Raw genomic sequence first — 20639 nt, 5'->3', positions numbered from 1 at the left:
GAACTGCATACCTTCCACAACCTCGAGCGTCGTCTCGACCGACTTCGCCTCTTCGACCGTGATCACGCCTTCCTTGCCGACCTTCTCCATCGCATCGGCGATGAGCTTACCGATCTCCTTGTCGTTGTTGGCGGAGATGGCGGCGACCTGCATGATCTCCTCGCGGCCCGTGGTCTTCTTCGATATCTTCTTCAGTTCGGCTACGGCGGTCTCAACCGCCAGGTCGACGCCGCGCTTCAAAGCCATCGAATTCGCGCCGGCGGTGACGTTCTTCAGGCCCTCTCGGTAGATCGCCTCGCCCAGCACCGTCGCGGTGGTCGTACCGTCGCCGGCAACGTCGGAAGTCTTGGACGCTACTTCCTTGATCATCTGGGCGCCCATGTTCTCGAACTTGTCCTCAAGCTCGACTTCCTTGGCCACGGTCACGCCGTCCTTCGTAACGGTCGGTGCGCCCCACTTCTTGTCGATGATGACATTGTGGCCGCGCGGTCCCAGGGTCACCTTCACCGCGTGCGCCAACTGCTGGGCGCCGCGGAGAATGGCTCGCCTTGCTTCGTCTTCGAATCTCAAATCTTTGGCAGGCATGCTCGCTCCTCCTACTTGCTTTCCTTCTCAATCACCGCGAGCACATCGTCCTCGCGCATGATGAGATGCTCTTCCTCGCCGATGCGTATCTCGTTGCCGGAATACTTCCCGAACAAGATGGTGTCGCCCTTCTTGACTTCCATCGGGATCCGGTTGCCCTTGTCGTCGATCCGGCCCGGACCGGCGGCGATCACCTTACCCTGCTGGGGCTTTTCCTTGGCGGAATCGGGAATAATGATTCCACCCTTCTTGATCTCCTCTTCGATGCGCTCGACTAGGATTCTGTCCTGTAGCGGTCGTATCTTCATAACTCCTCCTTAAGACATTGTGAGTTCTGGTTGAAAACCGCGATCTTCCAGCCGGGTAACCGTTCCCGGCACAAGCAAACCGGCAAAGGCCCGCAGCCGGCCTCCACCGGGCCATTGCCTAACTCCTTCAATACAACAACCTTCCATCATTTAGACACCAACCGGACTTCTCAGATTCGCCTGTGTGCATCCGACCGATGCACGCGCCCGTGGCCACGCAGATTAACGTCTTGAATTACAGGATGTTACGGCCATGGGCGATATCTGAATTGAACAGATGACCTCCTCCTTGTAAGGGAGGCGCTCTAGCCAACTGAGCTAATCGCCCCTCGACCTAGAATTATAGGCCTCAAGCCGCTTCTGTCAAATCGGCAGGAGCGACCGGAGCCGGACGTGGAACCTCGGATGAACGCAGATGAACACGAATCCAACCACAGACCACGCCGATGACGCAGACTCGTACTGCTCTCCTTGTCCTCGTCGAAAAGAGTACCGCAGTGATGATACGTGCAACCTGCCAACGGCGAACTGACAACAAGCTCCCGGAAAACGGAGCCTCGAACCTCGCACCGAGGTCGCGATTGGGCCTCTCAAAGTAACCCTCATTGTTAGTCGGAGAGTACCGCCCAACGTGTCGTAGACTGTGTACTGAATTGTGTCGGCAGGTGCGTCATCAAACGTGCAGCACACTCTATCTCGAACTGAGTAGAGAACTACTTGCGGCGTTCTATCGCGCATCGTCCGTGAAACTGTTCGAAACATTGTTCCAGTCGTTCTTTGCGACATTGTTGGGCTCAATGTTCGCGTCAAAGCCGGGCTGATTGTGGGTTTCAATGTGTCGCTCACCGTGTCGGCGACTGCAGCCCCCTGGGCAGTCTCCGGACCGCTGCCCCCACGACGGAATTGTGGTCCGTGCCAGACATGCACCCTATCGCTTGTGGTCTTTGAAAGATGCCTCGCTTGCTTCAAACCCCGCCTCTGTGACCGGCTTTCTGCTCAACACCGACGCAGAAGCTGACTAGGCATCGGAACAAACAAACGGGCAGGCGCCTGACCGGACTACGAATGGGATCATGCACGCCGCTGCTGCTCCGGCCATCGGTCCCATCCCCTTACTCGCTGTCCGCCCCGTGACACTCCCGGCCACTCTGTGAGCGGAACGGCGAGTCAGAGGGCGGGCTGCGGGTGGGATTGGAGACCGCACTACGGGCTGGGCCATGGCTCACGCTTTGGCCCGCGCTCCCGGTCTCGTAGCTTCCCTGACGACCGGTCGCGTAGCCGACCGAGCGCACCGGGCGGTTAGTGCCCATTCCACTTCACTGATTGCTGCGTGATTCCTCACTCGGGCAGCCCCCCAAGCTGTCCCGGGGCCAGCCCCCGGAAGAATGTCGTAACCGACCTAAACCACTCTCCTGTCGGACGTTTGCTTGAGAACCCGCCAACCTGACATGTCTATCCCAAAGTAGCGCTATCCCGCCGGCGGGGTGTTGCACGTCGCGACCAAGATCGGTGGGATAGCCCATCTGGACTTGCGGAACACCAGGTTTAGTCTAGAATAGCGCGTGCAGGATACCCGCAGGCCAGCCGCGCGCTCCGTCGCGAAGCGCGGCGCCGGGCGACCGAAGCCGTGGCTGGTCTTCAGCTTGGCGGTGCTTGTAGCGCTGGTCATCTATCTGCCGACCCTCCGGTACGGGTTCGTCTGGGACGACAACACGCTGATCGTGAGCAACCCATCCCTCAGCCAGACCAGCCCGGTTGAGCTGTTCACCAAGAACTTCTGGGCCAACCCCGGCGTAGAACTGGGTCAGAACGACATGTCATACTACCGGCCGCTCACCAATCTCAGTCTCTACGTCGACCGCCAGGTGTGGGCACTGCGACCACTTGGCTTTCACCTCACTAACGTGATCATCAACGCTGCGGTCGTATTGGTCTCGTGCCTGCTGCTCTGGGAGCTGTTCGGGTCCGTCTGGCTGGCCGGCATTGGGGGATTGCTGGTCGGTATCCATCCGGCCATGAACTGTGTGGTCGCGTTCATCTCTAATCGCACCTATCTACTGGCTCTGTTCCTCCTCTTGGTGGGCTGCTACGCACTGCTGCGCGGCCGGCGCGACCGCAGGCGGGCGTGGCCGGCGCTGTTCGGAGTCTCGCTGCTGCTGAGCGCGCTGGCGCTCGAGGCATCGCTCGTCTTTGCCGCGGTCGCCACGGCGTGGCTTCTCTTGAACCGGGAGCAGTATCGCAAACTCTGGCCCTGGCTGGCAGCGACCGTCTTGCCGATCGCGTGTTACCTTGTGCTCCGGCTCAGCATCGCCCGGGTCCCGTTCGCGAGTTCGGTCGCATACTGGCTGTTCACCGCGCCGTTGCGCGTCATCGACACCTTCGGTCAGCAGCTGCAGCTCCTGCTCTTCCCATTCAACCAGAAGTTAATCTATGTCAAGACAGGGTCGCTCAACGGTCTCTCGGCGTATACGGTTCTCGGACTGCTGTTCCTGGGTCTGCCGCTGTACGCGGTGATTCGGCTCGGGCGTTCGGCCCGACACCGTGGTGCGAACGATGCGCCCTCCGATTCCGAGCACGAGCGCTCCGCGCGACCCCATCCTGAAGCCGGCAGCCTGGGCTGGTACGGCTATGCGTGGATGGTACTCTTCCTGCTGCCATTCGCGCACCTGCTCTTCCTTGGGCCGGCCGGGAGGATGCTGTATCTGGTCACGCCCGGCATGCTTATCCTGGTTGCGGCGGTTTACACGTCGACTCGCCACAAACGCACGACCACCCGCGTCATGTTCGGCGCTATCCTCCTGTACGCGGCGGCCTTCGCGGTACAGACGCTCCGGCGCAACCCGATCTGGCACGACGAACTGTCACTGTCCCACGCGATGGTACTGGAAGCGCCGGAGTCCGCCGGCGGCCACCTGAACTACGGGATGGCGCTGAACGACGCAGGCCGGACTGATGAGGCGATCGCGCAGTTTCGCACCGCCGTGGACATCGACTCGAACTACCCGGAACCGCACGTCGCCCTCGCACTATCTCTGGCCGGCCAGGGAGCACTATCGGACGCGATTCTCGAATTCCGCGAGGTCGTGCGACTCCGACCCGAGTCACCGAAGGCGCGGAACGACCTCGCGGTAACGCTGAGACGCAACGGTCAGATTGACTCGGCCATCGTCGAGTACAAGGAGGCGCTACGGCTCGAACCGAACTCGATGATGACTCTGAACAACCTCGGGTACGCCTATCTACAGGGCGGAGACTTCCAACAGGCGATAGAATGCCTGAAGGCCGCACTGCGGCTCGATCCGGATTTCGCGGCCGCGCGGGCTAATCTCGCCGAAGCCTACCGGTCAGCGGGAATGCCGGACTCAGCCGCGATGGTAGAAAATGGTCGGTAGCGGCGAGAATCGCCTTACCAGCAGGCACACTGCGGCGCGGGTTTGACTTCAAAGGTGGTTGGGCCTATCTTCTCACGAGAATGGATCATCCTAAGCTGTTGATCGCCGGCGAGTGGGTAGCCACCGAAAAGGCCCTGCCGGTCATCAACCCGTACGACGAATCGGTCATCTGTGACATTCCCATTGCCACCGAGCCGGTCATCGACGCGGCGATCGCTGCCGCCGAGGCCGGCGCTGCGGACATGCGCCGACTGCCTGCTCACACCCGCTCCGCTATTCTCGCCAAGACTGCCGCCCTGCTTGAAGAGCGAGCCGACGAGTTCACCGAGTCTATCATCGCCGAGGCAGGGAAACCACGCAAGTACGCATCGGTCGAGACCAGCCGGGGCGTCGAAACCCTCCGCTTCGCCGCAGCGGAGGCCCTGCGCATCCACGGCGAGACCGTGCCGATGGACGCGTCCCGCGGCTCAGAAGGCCGACGCGGATTCTTCATTCGTGTACCGCTCGGTGTCATCGCCGCCATCACGCCATTCAACTTCCCGCTCAACCTCGTGCTGCACAAGGTCGCGCCCGCGCTGGCCGCCGGCAACTCGGTGGTCCTCAAGCCGGCCACCAAGACTCCGCTCACCGCGCTGCTGCTGGGCAAGGCGCTGCTCGACGCCGGCCTGCCCCCCAAAGCGCTCAACATCATCGTCGGCGAGGGTGGCACGGTCGGCGCGGCGCTGGTCCGTGATTCGCGCATCCGGATGGTCACATTCACCGGCAGTCCGCCGGTCGGCGAGGCAATCAAACGTGACTCCGGCTTGAAGCGTGTGACCCTCGAACTCGGCTCCAACTCCGGAGCCATCATTGACGAGACCGCGGACCTTGACAAGGCGCTCGCTCGCTGCGTTGTCGGCGGGTTCTCCTTCTCCGGCCAGGTCTGCATCCACACTCAGCGGCTCTATGTGCATGAGTCCGTCGCCGAGCAGTTCGTGGCCCGGTTCGTTGACGCGACAGAGAAACTGGTCTGCGGCAATCCCTCACTCCCTGAAACTGACATCGGTCCGATGATTGACCGGGCCGCGCTCAGCCGTGGTCTTGCGCTGGTCGAAGAAGCCCGCACGGCGGGCGCCGAGGTCCTGTGTGGCGGCACGGTCGAAGGGACCGTTATGTTTCCGACCGTACTGCTCAGGGCCAGGCCGGAGCTACCGGTCGTGTGCGAAGAGAGCTTCGCGCCAATTGTCACGATCCACACCTTCCGCGGTTTCGACGAAGCCGTGGCGCTATTCAACCAAGGCTCGGCACTCGGCACGTATGACTATGGGCTTGCGTGCGGAGTCTTCACCCGGGATCTCGGCCGAGCCTTCCGCGCCGCCGAGCAGCTCGAAGTCGGCAACGTCCTCATCAACGACTCGGCCACCGTGCGCGCCGACCAGATGCCATACGGCGGGGTCAAAGACTCCGGCATCGGTCGCGAGGGCCCACGCTTCGCCATCGAAGAGATGACCGACATCCGCATGGTCTCCTTCAACCTGGGTTGACAGGCAGCGTGAACCGTGTACCGTGAACCGTGCACCGTAGGACGGAAACCGCACACCGTAGAGGAGGAGGCTCATGCCCGATATCTGGAAGTATGACGTGTTCAAGCTGGCCGACCGGCTGGTTCTTGATGTCTATCGACTGACGAGTCACTTCCCGGACGATGAACGCTTCGGCCTGACCGCCCAAATGAGACGAGTCGCCTATTCGATTCCGATGAACCTAGTCGAGGGTGCGTCGCGCGGCAGCACGAAGGACTTCAACCGATTCGTTCTTATGGGCAATGGCTCCTGCGACGAAGTCCGCTATCAACTTCACCTGACTCGCCAACCGGGATACATCGACCAGCGGACGAGTCTCGAACTCACGCGGGAATAAGAGAAGGTCCGAATGATGCTCACCAAACTCTCGGCATCGCTGCGCCGCCGCGCCTCCGTTGCGGCGTAACGGTTCACGTGTCACGGTGTACGGTTAACGGTGTGCGGTTCACGTTTGACATTCCACCGTGGCCCCGCGATAATCACGAGCCTGAATGAACGAAAGGAACCATTGATGAAAGCAATTGCACTGCTCTTCGCTGCCCTGCTGTTCGTCGGCTGCGGCAGTAAGCCGTCGGCGCCCAAGACCGCGACTCCGGCGTCGGGCGACGTCTCGTTCGCCAAAGACATCCAGCCCGTCCTCACGCAGACCTGCATGCCCTGCCATGCCGGTGGCCCGGCTGCCAAGGGCAAGTACGACGTCACAGGCTACGCGGGTGTGATGGGCGACGGGTCGGGTTCAGCGCCTGACGTCATTCCGGGCAAAGCCGATTCCAGCAGCCTCTATCTGCGGCTGACTGGTGCCGTGCCGCCGCTGATGCCCAAGGGCCGGCCAGCCCTCGACTCTGCCCACCTCGGCACCATCCGGAAGTGGATTGACCAGGGCGCGAAGAACAACTAGCCGCACCTCGTCCTTCGTATGCCAACCGATCGAGAACGGCTGCCCGGTGTTTTCACGACACCCGTTGCTGATGCTTGGTGTCACCGATTCGGCTCTGTAAAGGTTACGGACTTGGGCTACAGCGCCTCGAAGCGGAGTCACCCGCTGACCGGTCTCGAGTCCGGCCGGAAAGGACCTGACGTATGAAACACGAGGCCAACATTCGCTGGGCCGGCAAGATGACGTTTGTCGGCAAAGCCGGCACCAACCACCTTGTCACAATGGACACGACGCCCGAATTCGGCGGCGACAGCTCAGCCACCAAGCCGCTCGAACTCCTGCTCATCGCGCTCGGGGGCTGTACCGGAATGGACGTCGTGCCGCTGTTGCACAAGATGCGGCAGAATGTAACTGCACTCGAGGTGAACGTCACAGCCGAGCGTGCTGAAGGCCACCCCGGGATTTACACAAGTATAGACCTTGAGTATGTCGTGACCGGACGTGACCTCGACGAAGCAAAGGTCAAGCACGCGGTCGAGCTGTCTCAGGAGAAGTACTGCTCGGTATCGGCGATGCTCAAGAAGGCCTGCCCGGTCGGCTACCGGGTCCGCACGGTCGCAAATGAGTGACACTATGCGTCCCGGGGCAGTGGAACTGAACTCGGCAGGCTGAAAGACGTGAGTCACGCAACTGGCGGTCGAGCCGTGAATCAGCTTGACAGTGATTACCCGCAGGATAGAATTCCATGACGACATTTATCTTAAGGAGGAACCGTATGCGTCGTTCTCTGTTAGGCCTTCTGACCGTGGTCGCAATTACCGGCCTGGTCCTTACGTCCGGTTGCCAGCGTGCAACTGAGCTGCGCGTCCTCTCTATGAACAAAGGCAACCTGCTAAGGTCGGACATCGCCGACTACTACCAGTACTTCGACAAGGTGGACAGTGAAACGGTCACACTCAGTGAGTACCCATCGGACTCGGTCCCGGTCGAACTGCAGTACATGGAGATCGGCGCCGGGTTGCCGACTTGGACACCGTACGTAGCACTGCTCAACAAGGCCACCATCAAGTACGTTGGAACTACTGAGGCCGGCTACCAGTACGCCCCGGTGAATATCCCGCTGAGCCAGTCCATCACGGCCGACAAGACCGGCAAACCGGTCACGTTCTATGTGACCGTGGCGTCGCCGAACTTCAAGGACACCTATTTCTCGGACGCCGTCAGCGGCGACCCGAACGACATCGGCCTGCTTGACCTGGTCACGGCAACCGTCACGTTCTCCGGTTACGATTCGGTAGCAGCCACCCAGGTTTCTGCGGTAGGCTTGCTCCAGATTCAGTTCGGCAACTTCTACGACGATCCGACCAAGTTCGGCAAGTAGCAAATGAACGCGCCCGCCTGAGCGCAAGAAACCAGGCAAGACGGTTCCTGAATGTCGAAACAGCCGCATTTATGCGGCTGTTTCGGTTGCAGCATGGGTTCACCCGACCGCCGCACTACCGAAGAGACGCTGCCGCGACGGAGCCCCGACCCTTGACCGGTCACGAGCAGTCTGTATATTGAAACAAGCCTGGTTTCGGCATGATTGAACGCTCCGGTGCCACCGAGAACTTCATGTTGCCTTTGGCAGAAGTGTAAGTATGTGCCCGGACAGCCGGACGAAACGACAATCATGACTGGAAGGCATGGCCGGGTAGTGTTAATCCGGCCCATGAGCTGCGGCTCGCAGAATTCACAGGAGGAAACGTGAGAACAAGAATAGCGGTAGCGGCGCTGCTATCGGCAGTGCTGCCGGCACTAGTATTGGCGTACCCGGGCTTCGGAGGCGGCAAGGGGTTGTTTCGGGTTCAAGACGCGCTGGTCGAGCCGGAGGCCGGCCTGACCATTTCACTCCACGGGCTGGCCCGGAACGCGGCTTTCCAAATGCCCGAGTCCGCGGCCAAGAGCGGCTGGATAGCCAACCTTGTTGCGCCTGAACTGAGCTATGCTCCGGTCGTCACGAAGTACGTTGGACTCGAATTGTTCGGCTCCTACGGCGCCGCGTTTCAGAAGCCCAAGTCTTACTCCGGGACCGGACTAGTCTCGGGATTTGGCGACCTGAAGGCCGGCGGCAAGTTGTCGATTCCGATTATCCCGGTGGTCAAGGTCGGCGGTACGGCAAACTACACGTTCATGGGGCATGACACCACCACAACTTGGCTCGACCCTGAGGCCCTCCCCTATGACCCCAATAACAAGCTGGCGTGGAGCGGGCTCGTAACGCTCCGATTCCAAGACTTGGCGACATCGGCTCCGAACCTGATCATCAACTATGGCAAGGTCGCCGGCCTGACTCAGTACGCGGCGGGTATCGAACTCCAGGGCACGGGATTCGGCGTCTTTATCGAAGGTGTCTCGCTGCAACCAAACGGAGGTGGGGTCTTCAATACGGATAGCGGCCACATCCACCTGACGCCCGGGGTCGTTATCGGTGACCCGACTTCGAGCTTCCTCAAGTTGGGCTACACATTGAGCTCAGGCACGGTGGGCGGCGTGAAGCAACCTAACGAGATCATCTTGGGTCTCGGCTTCGGCACGCCGTTCGGCGCGCACAAGACAACAGTGTACGGCCAGATCGTCGGCACAGTGACTGATGCGAGCACCGGTAAGCCGGTGGTAGCCGCCAAGGTCGCGTTCCCGGACAACCCGAAATACGCCACGATTACCTCCGATGCCAACGGCATCTTCAAAGCCCCGAAGATCCCGGTCGGCGCGGTCTCGGTCGAAGTCAGTGCCGACGGCTATAACAAGCAGGTCATGCCGCTGTCCATCGAGGAAGGCAAAGCCGTCAACTACGAATTCCAGCTGCGGCCACTCAGGACCTACGGTACGATTGCCGGCACGGTAATTGACGCCGTCACCAATGCTCCGATGGCAGCCCACATCGGATTCCCGGGCACGGCGCTTTCGCCGGTGGACGCCGATCCCACTACCGGCGCGTTCAAGGTCGACAAGATCGAAACCGGCGTCTACACCCTGACCGCGAACGCCGACAAACATGTTCCGGCGACGATAACCCTGGCGGTGGAAGACGGCAAGCTGGCAACCGCCGCGTTCAAGCTGTCCCCGGCCGAGGCTGCCGTCTCAATTACCGGCAAGGTCTCCGACAAGAAGACCGGCGACGGCCTGGCGGCAACGGTCACAGTACCGGAGGCCGGCAATGCCGTATACAACACCAACCCTGCGACCGGTGTCTACAAGGCCCAGCTAATGGCCGGCTCCTATACGATGATCGTCGAGTCGAAGGACTACCTGAAGCAGACTATCGCGATGGTAGTCGAGAAGAACAAGCCGCTGGTGAAGGACTTCGAACTCGTGAAACCGGGAATGTCCATCACCCTTAAGGGCATCTACTTCGAGCTCAACCAGGCGACCATCGAGCCTGAGTCCAAGCCGGCGCTCGACAACGCCGCCAAGATACTCAAGGACAACCCGACCATCAAGGTCGAAATCCAGGGCCATACCGACAGCGTTGGCTCGGCTGAATACAACCTCAAGCTTTCCGACAAACGCGCCCAGGCGGTAGTGAACTACCTGGTCCAGAACTACGGAATCGATGTCAACCGACTGACCGGGAAGGGCTACGGCAAGACGATGCCGATCGCCAGCAACTCGACGGAAATGGGCCGTGCGCTCAACCGCCGGGTTGAGTTCAAGATCCTCAGCCAGTAGCGGCTCATCCGCAGCAGTCTTGAGGGGAGGCTCACGCCTCCCCTCTCCGTTCCTACGCGTCATCGGCTCGCTTGACTTGCGGTGTCTCGTGTCTATCCTCTTGCCGCAATGGGCACGCCAGCACCCGACTCGGTGAAGCGTCTCATTGACCGCTTCGACCAAGACCGCAAGGTCTTCCTGTCTCTAGTCTACAAGGATGAACGGCTTCGGCATCGCCCGGCATGACAGGGTCGTGCGCCTGGTCAAACGGTCGCAGGTGACCTTACATGAGAAGCAGCAGCCAGGTAGCAACCAGAATTGGAAGTAGAATCGGCAACGAGTAGCGAAAGACGTACTCGAAGAAGTGCGGGACTTTCAGCCGCTGGTGCTCGGCGATGGCCTTGATCATGAGGTTGGGAGCGTTACCGATGTAGGTCAGGGCCCCGAAGTTGACCGCGCCGATGGATAGCGCCCGGACCAGCTCCGGACGCAGGCTGAGCAGCGACCGGACGCCGTTCGGGACGAGGCCGAGCGCTACCTCGAAGAACGTCCGATAGGCCGGCGCGCTGTCCAGGATCCCGGAGAGCATCCCAGTCACCCAGTAGAAGCCGCTGGCCGAGCCGAGCCCAAGACCGTGGGCGCGGGCGTCGACGAGATCGAGAACCGGAGCCATGGTCACGAAGATGCCGGCGAACAGGACCGCGACTTCGATGATAGGTCGGATGCTGAAATGGTTCTCGCGGTGGACCGACCTGGGCGTGAAGATGAAGGATGCAGCCGTTGCGCAGATCATAAGCAGTTCGCGCACCGGCGTACGGGCGAAGACCGCAATCAACACAATCGCCAGGAAGAGCACGTTGCGGTAGCCTTTGACGTGGATTCGCAGCGGCCGGGGCGCGTAGCGGCCGGTCGTATTCCGTCGGTCGAGCCAGTAGAAGGCGCCGAGAACCATTGCCATCGCCGCGAGCCAGAGATACCAGGTTTGCCCGGCGACCCAGAAGAAAGGCACACCTTTCAGGTAACCGATCAAGAGGGGCGGGTCGCCGATCGGGGTCAGACCGCCGCCGATGTTGGCGACAACGAAGATGAAGAACACGACCAGGTACGCCCGATACCGTCGCCGGTTGTTGTTGAGGAAGGAACGGATGAGTAGCATGGAAGCGCCGGTGGTGCCGATGACGTTGGCGATCAGGGCGCCTACGAACAAGACGAGGGTGTTGAAGACCGGCGTCGGCGGCCGGACGATCCGCAGGAAGACACCCCCGGCGATCACATAAAGCGAGCCAATCAGGGCGATGAAGCCGAGATACTCGACCAGCACTTCGCCGATGCGGTGAACGTCCCGCGCGAAGAAGAGATAACCGAAGAGCACCGGCAGGCTGAGCAATGCCACGACCAGCGGGTAGCGCCGGTGCCACCAGTGCGGAACCAGCAGGGGCAGGACGGCGATCGCCAGCAGCAGCAGCACGAAGGGAAACGCACCCCAGACAGTGAGCATGCTACAGGCTAACCGCCGGGAGGCGGTCGGTCAAGACCTTGGGCGGCGGACTTCCTACGAAGACGTGCCAAGCCAGCTCCCAGTACCGGACGACGTACAAGAACACCGGCCGTGGAAGGCGGCCGGTGTCTTGCAGGCCCGCAGCAGGGCCGCGGGAGGACGGAGGACTATCGGACCAAATGCAGCTTACCCGCCTGGTCGCGCCTCGACAGGCGGCTTGGTCGCCTGCCGCCGAGCACCAACATGCACACGACTCCAACCAACAAGGTTGCGGTCTTGGCAGCGGTCTTCATGGTTTCTCCTTTTGGGTTCTCATATCAGACATCGTGCGATATCAGATTCGCGCCGGCGGCGCGAGGCCCGTGCTGCATCAACTTCATCCATTGACGTCCCTCTCTCTGGAGCGTCGTGCACGACCGGGGGCCGCATGACCAAGCAGCCTCAGTAGCGGTCGTTCATTGCTCGTACCGAGTTGGACGATAACGGCAGCATCTATGACCGAGACGTTGCGCATGTATCCGCCGCACTTAGTGGAGGCAAAGTAGGAGCAGTGCGTGCGCAAGCGCCCACGCGCCGCCGGCGATCATGACGAGGGGCCCGGCGAGCCCTCCCCAGTCTCTGAATGTGGCCACGATGGCCGGAGGAGTCGAGACCCTGCGACCATTGGGCGTCGGTATTGCGCCCGAACAGAAGCGCGACGGCGCCGACCGGGATCCACGCCAAGCTGGCTGGCAGGCCCACATACCTGGGTTGTGCTTTGGTGAAAGGACGAGAAACGGCGTAGCTTGTCTGGCCGGGCATGCACACCTCCGGAATGTCACATCTTGTCGGACGTTATGACTTATTCCGGATGGCGGCCCGACCATCCGCTCTGCCTGCGACGGCTCATTGATAGGCCGCCGCACCCTTACGAACGCCCGCTGCCTCACTGCGTCAGAGGCAGGGCAACAGAGTGTAGCTGCCCGCGCGGCCCGTGTCAATCTCCGCCGAGTCATCGTGTGGCCGCAGAGCGATAATGTCATAGGCTAATGGCAAAGCGATTATGTCATACCCAGGTGTTCGAGCTGCTATGCTGGCGGCATGCCACAGCCAGTCAGTTACTCTGAGCAGGACGTGAAACGCTACAGCGTCATTCAACAGACCATGGTCGCGGCACTCAACACTGCCGTGGCCGCCAAGATGCTCGGGCTGAGTCGCCGCCAAGTCTTCCGCCTCAAGGCCGGCGTTCGTAGACGCGGTGTCGATGGCGTACGCCACGGCAATCACGGCCGCACTCCGGCCAACGCCAAACCCCGTCGTCTGCAACAACGGGTCATCCGCATCTACCGCAAACACTGCTTCGACTTCAACTTCGCCCATTTCACCGAGACATTAGCCGATGAGTTCGCCATCAACCTGAGCCGCGAAACCGTCCGCTGCTGGCTCCGAGCCGAGAACCTCGGCCCCAAACAGCACCATGGTCATCACCATCGTCGCCGCCGTGAGCGCAAGGCCCAATTCGGCACCATGCTCTTTCTCGATGGCAGCCCGCACCTGTGGCTCGGGCCGGACCTCCCCATGCTGACTTTGATGCTCTCGACCGACGATGCCACCGGCCAGCCGCTAGCGGGGCTGTTTGCACCGCAGGAGACACGCGACGCCTGCTTCGAGGTACTCTACCACGTCTTCCGCCGCTACGGCCTGCCCGCTAGCCTGTACCTCGACCGAGCCAGCCAGTTCACCACCACCCGCCGCGGCGGCACCCATCGGTTCCAGCGGGATGACCAGCCCACCAGCTTTGAGGTCGCCATGGACCGCTTGGCCGTCCAGCTTATCTTTGCCCATACCCCGCAGGCCCGCGGCCGGGGTGAGCGTATCAATGGATCATTCCAGGGCCGACTGGTCGCCGAGCTACGCCGGGCCGGCATCAAGACCGCCGAGGCCGCCACCGACTATCTTAACCGCACCTTCATCCCCAAGTACGCCGCCCGCTTCGGAGCTGAGCCCAGAAATCCCGCACCCGCCTTCCGTAAGCTGTCGCCTGGCGTGGACCTATGCACCATCCTCTGTGCTCACCACTATCGCAACGTTGAAAACGACAACACCATCAGTCTGCACGGGATCCGCTACCAACTGCTGCCCTCACGACGGACCGTCAGGTTGGCGGCAACCGACGTCGATGTACAGGAGTGGTTTGACGGCACCGTCCACGTCTTCCATCCTCGCGCCGGCGAAGTCACAGTCCGCCGTCTGCCCGCTCAGCCCAAGGCTGTACAGACCAACCAGTCAATGCCCTATGACATTTCAGCTATGCAAGGGGTATGACAGAATCGCTCTGCGTTGACATCTCCGCCGAGTCATCGGCAACGTTGCGTCGGGACACGCCCCAATTCAGCCCGGCCCTGTGACACGTCCACACCTGCGTCCTCTGGCCCGACGCAAGGCAAGCGTCACAGAGCATGGCGTTTGACTTCACGCCTGCGGCGAAGTATCTTTTACTGTTAGCGTTCGTAACGAACCGCCCTGCGCTTTGCGGTGACGGTTCTCAGGCCACGTCTCAACGGATCTACCTTGAGTTTCCTGAACCGACGACCCGACTTGGCGCCGATGCGGCGTCACGTGGCCGAGCATACCGTTATCTTCATCAGTGTCCTGAAATGGGTTGTCCTCGCCACCGGCATCGGCATCATCGTCGGTATCTCCACCGCGCTGTTCCTCAGGGCGCTCGAATGGAGCATCGGGTTCAGCGGACGCTACCACCACTACTATCTACTCCTGCCCGTGGCCCTGATTGCGAGCGCCGCGCTCGTGAAGTACCTCGCGCCCGATGCTGAAGGCCACGGCACGGAGAAGGTCATCGAGGCTGTCCACAAACGGTCCGGCCGGATTAAGGCCGCGGTCGTCCCGGTGAAGCTGGCCGCGACCGTCGTGACCATCGCCCTCGGCGGCTCGGCCGGCAAAGAAGGTCCCTGCGCCCAGATCGGGGCCGGGCTCTCTTCCCTGGTCGCCGACCTGCTGCGTTTCAACGACCGTGACCGGAAACGACTGGTCATCTGCGGTATCAGCGCCGGATTCGCGGCAGTGTTCGGCACCCCGATTGCAGGCGCGATATTCGGCGTCGAGGTCCTGTTCGTAGGCAGCATTCTCTACGAGGTGCTTCTCCCGTCGTTCGTGGCCGGTATCACCGCCTACCAGGTGGCGGTGCATCTCGGCGTCAAGTACACCTATGTGCCGATGAACTTCGTCCCGGTCTTCAGCAGCACCTTCTTCTTCGACGTCATGCTTTCCGGCGTCTTCTTCGGGCTCTGCGCCATGATACTTATAGAATCCCTGAAACTGGGCAAGAGCCTGGCCGAGCGGCTGCGTGTGCATTTCCTGCTCAAGGCGGCCATCGGCGGCGCAGTCATGGTCGGCCTCACGTTTCTTCTCTCGCCCGGCTATCTGGGGCTCGGACTCGACACCATCCGCGCGACCCTGCAGGGGGCGAAACCGGTCTGGTACGCATTCATCGCCAAGACCATCCTCACCAGCGGCACGCTGAACTTCGGCGGCAGCGGCGGGATCGTCACGCCCATCTTCTTCGTCGGGACCACGGCCGGCTCTCTCTGGGCCGAACTGTGGCACCTGCACCATGCGACCTTTGCTGCGCTGGGCATGGTCGCGCTGCTCGCCGGGGCGGCTAACACCCCGATTGCGGCCAGCATCATGGCCGTGGAGTTCTTCGGTCCCAAGATAGCTCCTTATGCGGCTTTGGCCTGCGTTATCAGTTACCTGATAACAGGCCACCGCAGCGTGTACCCATCGCAGATCCTCGCGGTGAAGAAGTCTCCAACCGTGGACGTTGAACTCGGCGTCGAGATAGAAGACATCGAACCGGTCGCGGCCCCGCATCGCAGCGAAATCATCCGCTGGTTCCTCCGGCTGGTCAAACTGGTCGGGCAGATACTACGCAAGAGCGATGAAGAGGGCTCCAAGCCCGACCAGAAGTAGCGCCGGCAGTCCTGCTCCCGACCGAACGCCGCCGTTGTATCCTCGAAGGGACTTACCGTAACGGTTGGGCTGTTCCTGACGCCGGGCCGGCGGCTGACCGCTAACAGCCTGTAGCCGGCAGCTCGCGGATTGCGGCTCCTGGGATGTGCAGGCGACGAACCGACAGAGATAGCAGACAGCTGTTGGTAGCGAGCAGCTTGCGGGCCGACGGCCCGGGCTGTGTCGGTTGAGGCGACAAGCGTATGCACACCAGTTCAGTCATCCGGAAACTCGGATACTGCTTTGCACATGGAACGCGACGCAGCACGAGTCGCCTTCTGCCCAGCACTTGGCAGCGCTGATTCGCCCAGGCACCCACACCACACGACGACAGCAGCCATCGACGCAGGGCCAGACACATAAGCTACAGCATTTGAATAACATACACAGCAAGTCAGGCGCTGGAGCATCAGAGAAGTGGCATGGATTGGCACTCTGGTGTTCAGTGAGGGAACCACTGGGGGAGTCACTCCCGGGGTCATCCCCTGAGTGACTCAGGGATTGAATCGGCAAGTGACCTGCAGAATGACTCGCTGAGTGAGTCCGACAGTCACTCGCGGAATGACTTAGGAGTTGAGTCGGCGACTGAATCGACGGGTGAATTGGAGAATCAGCTCCCGAGTGAACTGGGGAGTGATTCTCTAGGTAATTCGGGGATTGACTCGCGGATTGAGTCGGTGAATCACTTGCAGGATGATTCGGCAGGTGAATCGCGGAATGACTCGTGGAACTAGTTGCCGAATGCCACCGCCGGGAACTGCTCAGTTACTATCGAGCATTCTGTATGGCGTTCCAGCTTGAGCGCCTCGTGCAGCGGCGACAGCCGCCCGGCCAACGGTGGTGAAGTCCTGAACGATGTTATCAGCCCTGTGCCGAGCGAGGAGCAGAACGCGCGTCGAAGCTTTCAGGCAATCTCTTGGGTGCGTCATCGAATTGGCCCCCGAGCGAGCAGCCTGATGAATCCTGAGCGTTCCGGGCAGCCCTCGGCGCAGCTTCAGGCTGAAAGCTTTCGGGTGTGCGTTGCCGCTAGGCCAGGCCGGCAAAGCGGGCGTAGATGTTGAAGAGCTGCGTACCGAAGAAGAGACCAATCAGCGCGCCAAGTGCAAGGAAGGGACCGAACGGAATCGGTTGGCCGCGCTTGTTCCGTCCGGCTGAGCGGGCAATGAGACCAATGACAACGCCGAAGACCACTGCTGCGGCCAGCGCCACGGCCAGCCCTTTGAGCCCGACAAACCCGCCGATCATGGCCGCGTAGGGCAGGTCACCGAAGCCCATCCCTTCTTTCTGGTCTACCCCCAGGTTGCGGAAGACGCGGGCCAGCACGTATCGCCACAGGAGCATCGCGAAAAGGACAAAGCCTGCACCGACCAAGGCCGCAATGACTGAACGGATGGGACCGGGAGGGGGCGCGACGACGGCTCCGGCAATGCCGAGGACGATGCCGGTCACGCTGAAGCTGAATGGAATAATCTGGTGGTCAATGTCGATGAACGCGGTGATTACGAGCAGGGAGATGAACACGATGGCCTTGACTGTCAACAGGCTGTAGCCGAATCGGGCGTAGGCCGCGACGAAGAGCAGCCCGGTCAGTGCCTCAATCAGCGGGTAGCGGGCCGAAATTGGCTTACCGCAGTCGCGGCACCGGCCGCGTAGAAGCACCCAACTCAGCACCGGGATGTTGTCGTAGGGCCGTATCGGCTTCTTGCAGCGTGGGCAGAACGAGGGTGGCGTGGCGATGGATTTGTGGAGCGGCACCCGCCAGATGACAACGTTGAAGAAGCTGCCGAAGACCAGTCCGAGCAGGGCTGCCAGCGCCCAGATCACCGGAGAACCGGCATTAGACCACACCAAGCGGCCCAAGAAGGGATGAAGGCGGAGGGATGAAGGATGAATGCCCGAACTCCGACCTTTCCTGATTCAGTCTTTCCTGTTTCATCCCTGCGGGTCTGTGTCTTTGTGTCTTGGTGGTGAGTGTCCATTTCAGGTTCTGGAGCAGATCACCGCGCGTCGGGCTGGGCCGTCATTTCCGGCGGAGCGAAGAGCTTCTTGTCGGTCGCCACCGAGCAGGCAGTCTCGATTGAGATCAACTGCTTGCGCAGGAGCATTGCCAGGCACTGGTCCATCGTCTGCATGCCATGCTGGGAACCGGTCTGGACCAGTGAGTCGACCTGGTGCGATTTGCTCTCGCGAATCATGTTCCTGACCGCCGGCGTAGCCATGAGCACTTCCATTGCCGCGACGCGGCCTCGCTGGTCCTTGCGGGGCAGCAGCGTCTGGGAGATGATGCCACGGATGACGTTGGCGAATATCTGCCGCACGTAGTCGTGCTGGTCGGCCGGGAACACGTCGATAACCCGGTCGACGGTGTGCGCCACGTTGTTGGTGTGGAGGGTCGAAAGGACCAGGTGCCCGGTCTCAGCGGCGGTCATTGCCAGTTGGATGGTCTCGAGGTCGCGCATCTCGCCGACGAAGATCACGTTCGGGTCCTCGCGCAGGCAGGCCCGCAGCGCGTCGGCAAACGACCGCGAGTGGGCGCCGATTTCCCGCTGGCTGATCAGGCAGTTCTGGCCCCGGAAGATGTACTCGATCGGATCCTCGATGGTGATGATGCGGTCCGACCGTTCCTGGTCGATGAGGTCGATCATGCTTGCCAGCGTCGTCGACTTGCCGCAACCGGTCGGCCCGGTGACGAGCACCAGTCCGCTCGGGCAGCGGGTGAGCTCGGCGACTGAGTCCGGGGCCGGGAGTTCATCGAGAGTCCGGATCTTGGCGGGTATTATGCGGAATGCTCCGCCGACTCCGGACAGGTCCATGAACACGTTCACCCGGGCACGGACGCGCTCGGGTGTCACGTATTCGAGCACGACGCTGGCCGCCGGTGCGACACTACCCCACGTGTAAGACAGGTCGAGTTCGCGCCGCTGCTCGACCGCGGCCCGTTGCTCGTCGGTGAGGATCGAATAGAGCAGCGACTGAGAGTCGTCGGGCGAGAGGACCGGGCCCGGTATCTTCTTCAGCTTGCCGTTGACCCGGATAATCGGCGGGTTGCCGACCGTTATGTGAAGATCGGATGCTCCGTACTTTGCGGCGTAGCGCAGCAGTTCATCAATGCTCATTGCCGCACAAAAAGTTGCGCCCGACTCGGAACCAGGCCGGTATCCGATGTCGGGCGCTTGACTTCAGTCTATCGAAAACTTCGCCGACGCCTGGGGTTGCGACGTCCCCGGGTATATGATGTGCGGGATGATGAAGATCATCAGGTTGGTCTTGGAGTGGTTGACCGTTGTCTGGCTGAACAGGTTGCCCAGAATCGGTATGTCACCCAGCAGCGGGACCTTGCTGACGTTCTTCGTTTCCTGGTCCTGCACCATGCCTCCGATTACCGCGACCTCGCCGTCGCCCACGACGACGTCCGCCGTCGCCGAGCGGTGCGAGACTATCGGTCGCTGGTCATCGGCCGAACCCACGTAGCCGGTTATCGCCTCGACGCTCGGGGCGACCTCCATGTTCACTTGTCCGTCGGACGTCACGTGGGGTGTGACCGAGAGCGTAATCGGCACCGACTGGCTGGCCCAGGTCGACAGCACCAACCCGGTCTTGGGGTCTGAGCTGATTTGACGGATGGGCCAGTTGGTTCCCATGCTGACCACAGCGGTGTGGTTATCCAGCGTGAGCGTGCTCGGATTGGCGAGCACCCTTGAGCTGCCGCGCGTGCGCATGATGTCCAGCGCCGCGTTGAGCTGACTGATGTTGACCTTACCGAGAACCATGTTGTCGAAAACCAGCGGTATCTGAGTTCCGTCGGTGACATTGGGGCTGCCGGTCGAAACCGACGCGTTCAGCTTCCAATCGATGCCATAGACGTCTTGAGCGTTCATCGTCGTCTCGATGAACTTGGCCTCGATTGCGACCTGCGCCAGGGGCTTGTCATAGTTGGCCAGGAACTCGCCGACCCGGTCCAGGGCCTCCGGAACGTCGTTGACGACCACCATGTCGGTTCGCTGCGAGCCACCGGCGGTCCCGATACGACGGACTCCGACATCCACGTTCCCCGCGGGCGAGAGCATCTTCGGCAGGAGTTTCACGACGTCCGTGGCGTCGGCGTAGTTCAGTTCGAACACGCGCACCTGAGTTTCGCCGAACATCTTCTTCGCCTGAGGCTTGACCACCATGATTCCCGACTTGTCCTCGACCATGTTGCACAGACCCGCTTTGACCAGGGCATCCAGCCCGGTCCGCAGCGGCACATCATTCAGGCGGACGGTGATGAGCTGCTTCACGTCCTGAGTGGTGAGGATGTTCAGGTTGAACTGACTGGAGATCATCCGCAGTATGTCGGTGAGGTCCGCGTCCTTGACATAGAGCGTCAGCCGCTGACCGGCAAAGGGGTCCTTGCTGGCCGGGGCCGGGGGCGGCGGAATCGGCTCGGTGCCCAACTCGGCAACCACGAGGCCGTTCTCCACCGTTACCTTATGTTCGACCGGCTCGCGCAGCCGGATGGTCACCCTCAGTCCCGAAGCTGCGTCACTCGGTTCCGCCGTGACCGCAGTCACCGGGTAGTACGAGGATTCGATCCGGTTCTGCTTGAGCTTCGAGGTCGCACCCATGATATCGACTACCAGAGCCGGCGGGTCGGTAGTAAGGAACGAACTGACATTGGGACTACCGTTGCAGGCGACGGTCACCCGCACGCCCCCGAGCAGCTTGTCAACCGCGACG

16 protein-coding genes and 1 tRNA gene are annotated in these 20639 nt (G+C 61.4%); 9 read left to right on the top strand and 8 right to left on the bottom strand.

Going from position 1 to position 20639, the window contains the following annotated elements; all coding sequences use genetic code 11:
- From VMH22_11460 to VMH22_11450, 3 genes are all read right to left on the bottom strand, one after another.
- Positions 1-585 (bottom strand): TCP-1/cpn60 chaperonin family protein (locus VMH22_11460; GenBank protein ID HTW92314.1); only part of this gene is annotated, 585 nt, incomplete at its 3' end.
- 11 nt (positions 586-596) lie between these two features.
- Positions 597-893 carry a co-chaperone GroES gene (locus tag VMH22_11455; GenBank protein ID HTW92313.1) on the bottom strand — a complete coding sequence of 99 codons (297 nt, stop codon included), beginning with the start codon at positions 891-893 and terminating at the stop codon, positions 597-599.
- A 254-nt stretch (positions 894-1147) separates the two neighbouring features.
- Positions 1148-1221: transfer RNA gene (locus tag VMH22_11450), tRNA-Val, on the bottom strand.
- Between the two features lie 1234 nt (positions 1222-2455).
- On the opposite strand from VMH22_11450, the gene VMH22_11445 reads away from it, so the two are divergent.
- The 7 genes from VMH22_11445 to VMH22_11415 all read left to right on the top strand — a co-directional run bounded on the left by VMH22_11445 (position 2456) and on the right by VMH22_11415 (position 10435).
- A complete protein-coding gene (locus VMH22_11445; GenBank protein HTW92312.1) occupies positions 2456-4285 on the top strand; it encodes a tetratricopeptide repeat protein in 1830 nt (609 codons plus the stop codon).
- A gap of 80 nt (positions 4286-4365) precedes the next feature.
- A complete protein-coding gene (locus VMH22_11440) occupies positions 4366-5808 on the top strand; it encodes an aldehyde dehydrogenase family protein (protein HTW92311.1) in 1443 nt (480 codons plus the stop codon).
- A gap of 73 nt (positions 5809-5881) precedes the next feature.
- Positions 5882-6184, top strand: coding sequence for a four helix bundle protein (locus VMH22_11435; protein ID HTW92310.1), 303 nt, complete (start codon positions 5882-5884; stop codon positions 6182-6184).
- A 174-nt stretch (positions 6185-6358) separates the two neighbouring features.
- The gene (locus VMH22_11430; protein ID HTW92309.1) at positions 6359-6745 is read left to right on the top strand and encodes a c-type cytochrome domain-containing protein; all 387 of its coding nucleotides are present in this window, start codon (positions 6359-6361) and stop codon (positions 6743-6745) included.
- 182 nt (positions 6746-6927) lie between these two features.
- Positions 6928-7353 (top strand): OsmC family protein, encoded by a 426-nt coding sequence (locus VMH22_11425; protein HTW92308.1) that lies wholly within the window; start codon positions 6928-6930, stop codon positions 7351-7353.
- A 146-nt stretch (positions 7354-7499) separates the two neighbouring features.
- Complete coding sequence (locus VMH22_11420) at positions 7500-8105, top strand: hypothetical protein (protein ID HTW92307.1); 606 nt, start codon at positions 7500-7502, stop codon at positions 8103-8105.
- Positions 8106-8470: 365 nt separating this feature from the next.
- Complete coding sequence (locus tag VMH22_11415) at positions 8471-10435, top strand: carboxypeptidase regulatory-like domain-containing protein (protein ID HTW92306.1); 1965 nt, start codon at positions 8471-8473, stop codon at positions 10433-10435.
- Positions 10436-10697: 262 nt separating this feature from the next.
- Here VMH22_11415 and VMH22_11410 read toward each other — a convergent pair whose 3' ends face one another.
- Together VMH22_11410 and VMH22_11405 are read right to left on the bottom strand one after the other, a co-directional pair.
- Positions 10698-11912 carry a sodium:proton antiporter gene (locus VMH22_11410; GenBank protein HTW92305.1) on the bottom strand — a complete coding sequence of 405 codons (1215 nt, stop codon included), beginning with the start codon at positions 11910-11912 and terminating at the stop codon, positions 10698-10700.
- Between the two features lie 167 nt (positions 11913-12079).
- A complete protein-coding gene (locus VMH22_11405) occupies positions 12080-12205 on the bottom strand; it encodes a hypothetical protein (protein ID HTW92304.1) in 126 nt (41 codons plus the stop codon).
- 787 nt (positions 12206-12992) lie between these two features.
- Here VMH22_11405 and VMH22_11400 point away from each other — a divergent pair.
- Both VMH22_11400 and VMH22_11395 read left to right on the top strand, forming a co-directional pair.
- Positions 12993-14216: an ISNCY family transposase gene (locus VMH22_11400; protein HTW92303.1), complete on the top strand. Its 1224-nt coding sequence runs from the start codon at positions 12993-12995 to the stop codon at positions 14214-14216.
- Positions 14217-14498: 282 nt separating this feature from the next.
- Positions 14499-15881: a chloride channel protein gene (locus VMH22_11395; GenBank protein ID HTW92302.1), complete on the top strand. Its 1383-nt coding sequence runs from the start codon at positions 14499-14501 to the stop codon at positions 15879-15881.
- Positions 15882-16946: 1065 nt separating this feature from the next.
- On the opposite strand, the gene VMH22_11390 is transcribed toward VMH22_11395, so the two are convergent.
- From VMH22_11390 to VMH22_11380, 3 genes are all read right to left on the bottom strand, one after another.
- On the bottom strand, positions 16947-17744 hold the full coding sequence (locus tag VMH22_11390) for a prepilin peptidase (protein HTW92301.1): 798 nt from the start codon (positions 17742-17744) through the stop codon (positions 16947-16949).
- 173 nt (positions 17745-17917) lie between these two features.
- Positions 17918-19036 carry a type IV pilus twitching motility protein PilT gene (locus tag VMH22_11385; GenBank protein ID HTW92300.1) on the bottom strand — a complete coding sequence of 373 codons (1119 nt, stop codon included), beginning with the start codon at positions 19034-19036 and terminating at the stop codon, positions 17918-17920.
- Positions 19037-19099: 63 nt separating this feature from the next.
- Positions 19100-20639: AMIN domain-containing protein (locus VMH22_11380; GenBank protein HTW92299.1), on the bottom strand; the 1540-nt coding region annotated here is incomplete at its 5' end.

The organism is bacterium, assembly GCA_035505375.1.
GTDB lineage: Bacteria > Hydrothermota > Tepidihabitantia > Tepidihabitantales > Tepidihabitantaceae > UBA2258.
The sequence above is the reverse complement of the archived record's forward strand: the minus strand, read 5'-3'. Positions and strand labels throughout refer to the sequence as shown.

Coding starts and splice junctions, on each gene's coding strand:
- VMH22_11455 (HTW92313.1), bottom strand. CDS start 893: ATGAAGATACGACCGCTACAGGACAGAATCCTAGTCGAGCGCATCGAA.
- VMH22_11440 (HTW92311.1), top strand. CDS start 4,366: ATGGATCATCCTAAGCTGTTGATCGCCGGCGAGTGGGTAGCCACCGAA.
- VMH22_11435 (HTW92310.1), top strand. CDS start 5,882: ATGCCCGATATCTGGAAGTATGACGTGTTCAAGCTGGCCGACCGGCTG.
- VMH22_11430 (HTW92309.1), top strand. CDS start 6,359: ATGAAAGCAATTGCACTGCTCTTCGCTGCCCTGCTGTTCGTCGGCTGC.
- VMH22_11425 (HTW92308.1), top strand. CDS start 6,928: ATGAAACACGAGGCCAACATTCGCTGGGCCGGCAAGATGACGTTTGTC.
- VMH22_11420 (HTW92307.1), top strand. CDS start 7,500: ATGCGTCGTTCTCTGTTAGGCCTTCTGACCGTGGTCGCAATTACCGGC.
- VMH22_11410 (HTW92305.1), bottom strand. CDS start 11,912: ATGCTCACTGTCTGGGGTGCGTTTCCCTTCGTGCTGCTGCTGCTGGCG.
- VMH22_11405 (HTW92304.1), bottom strand. CDS start 12,205: ATGAAGACCGCTGCCAAGACCGCAACCTTGTTGGTTGGAGTCGTGTGC.
- VMH22_11400 (HTW92303.1), top strand. CDS start 12,993: ATGCCACAGCCAGTCAGTTACTCTGAGCAGGACGTGAAACGCTACAGC.
- VMH22_11395 (HTW92302.1), top strand. CDS start 14,499: ATGCGGCGTCACGTGGCCGAGCATACCGTTATCTTCATCAGTGTCCTG.
- VMH22_11385 (HTW92300.1), bottom strand. CDS start 19,036: ATGAGCATTGATGAACTGCTGCGCTACGCCGCAAAGTACGGAGCATCC.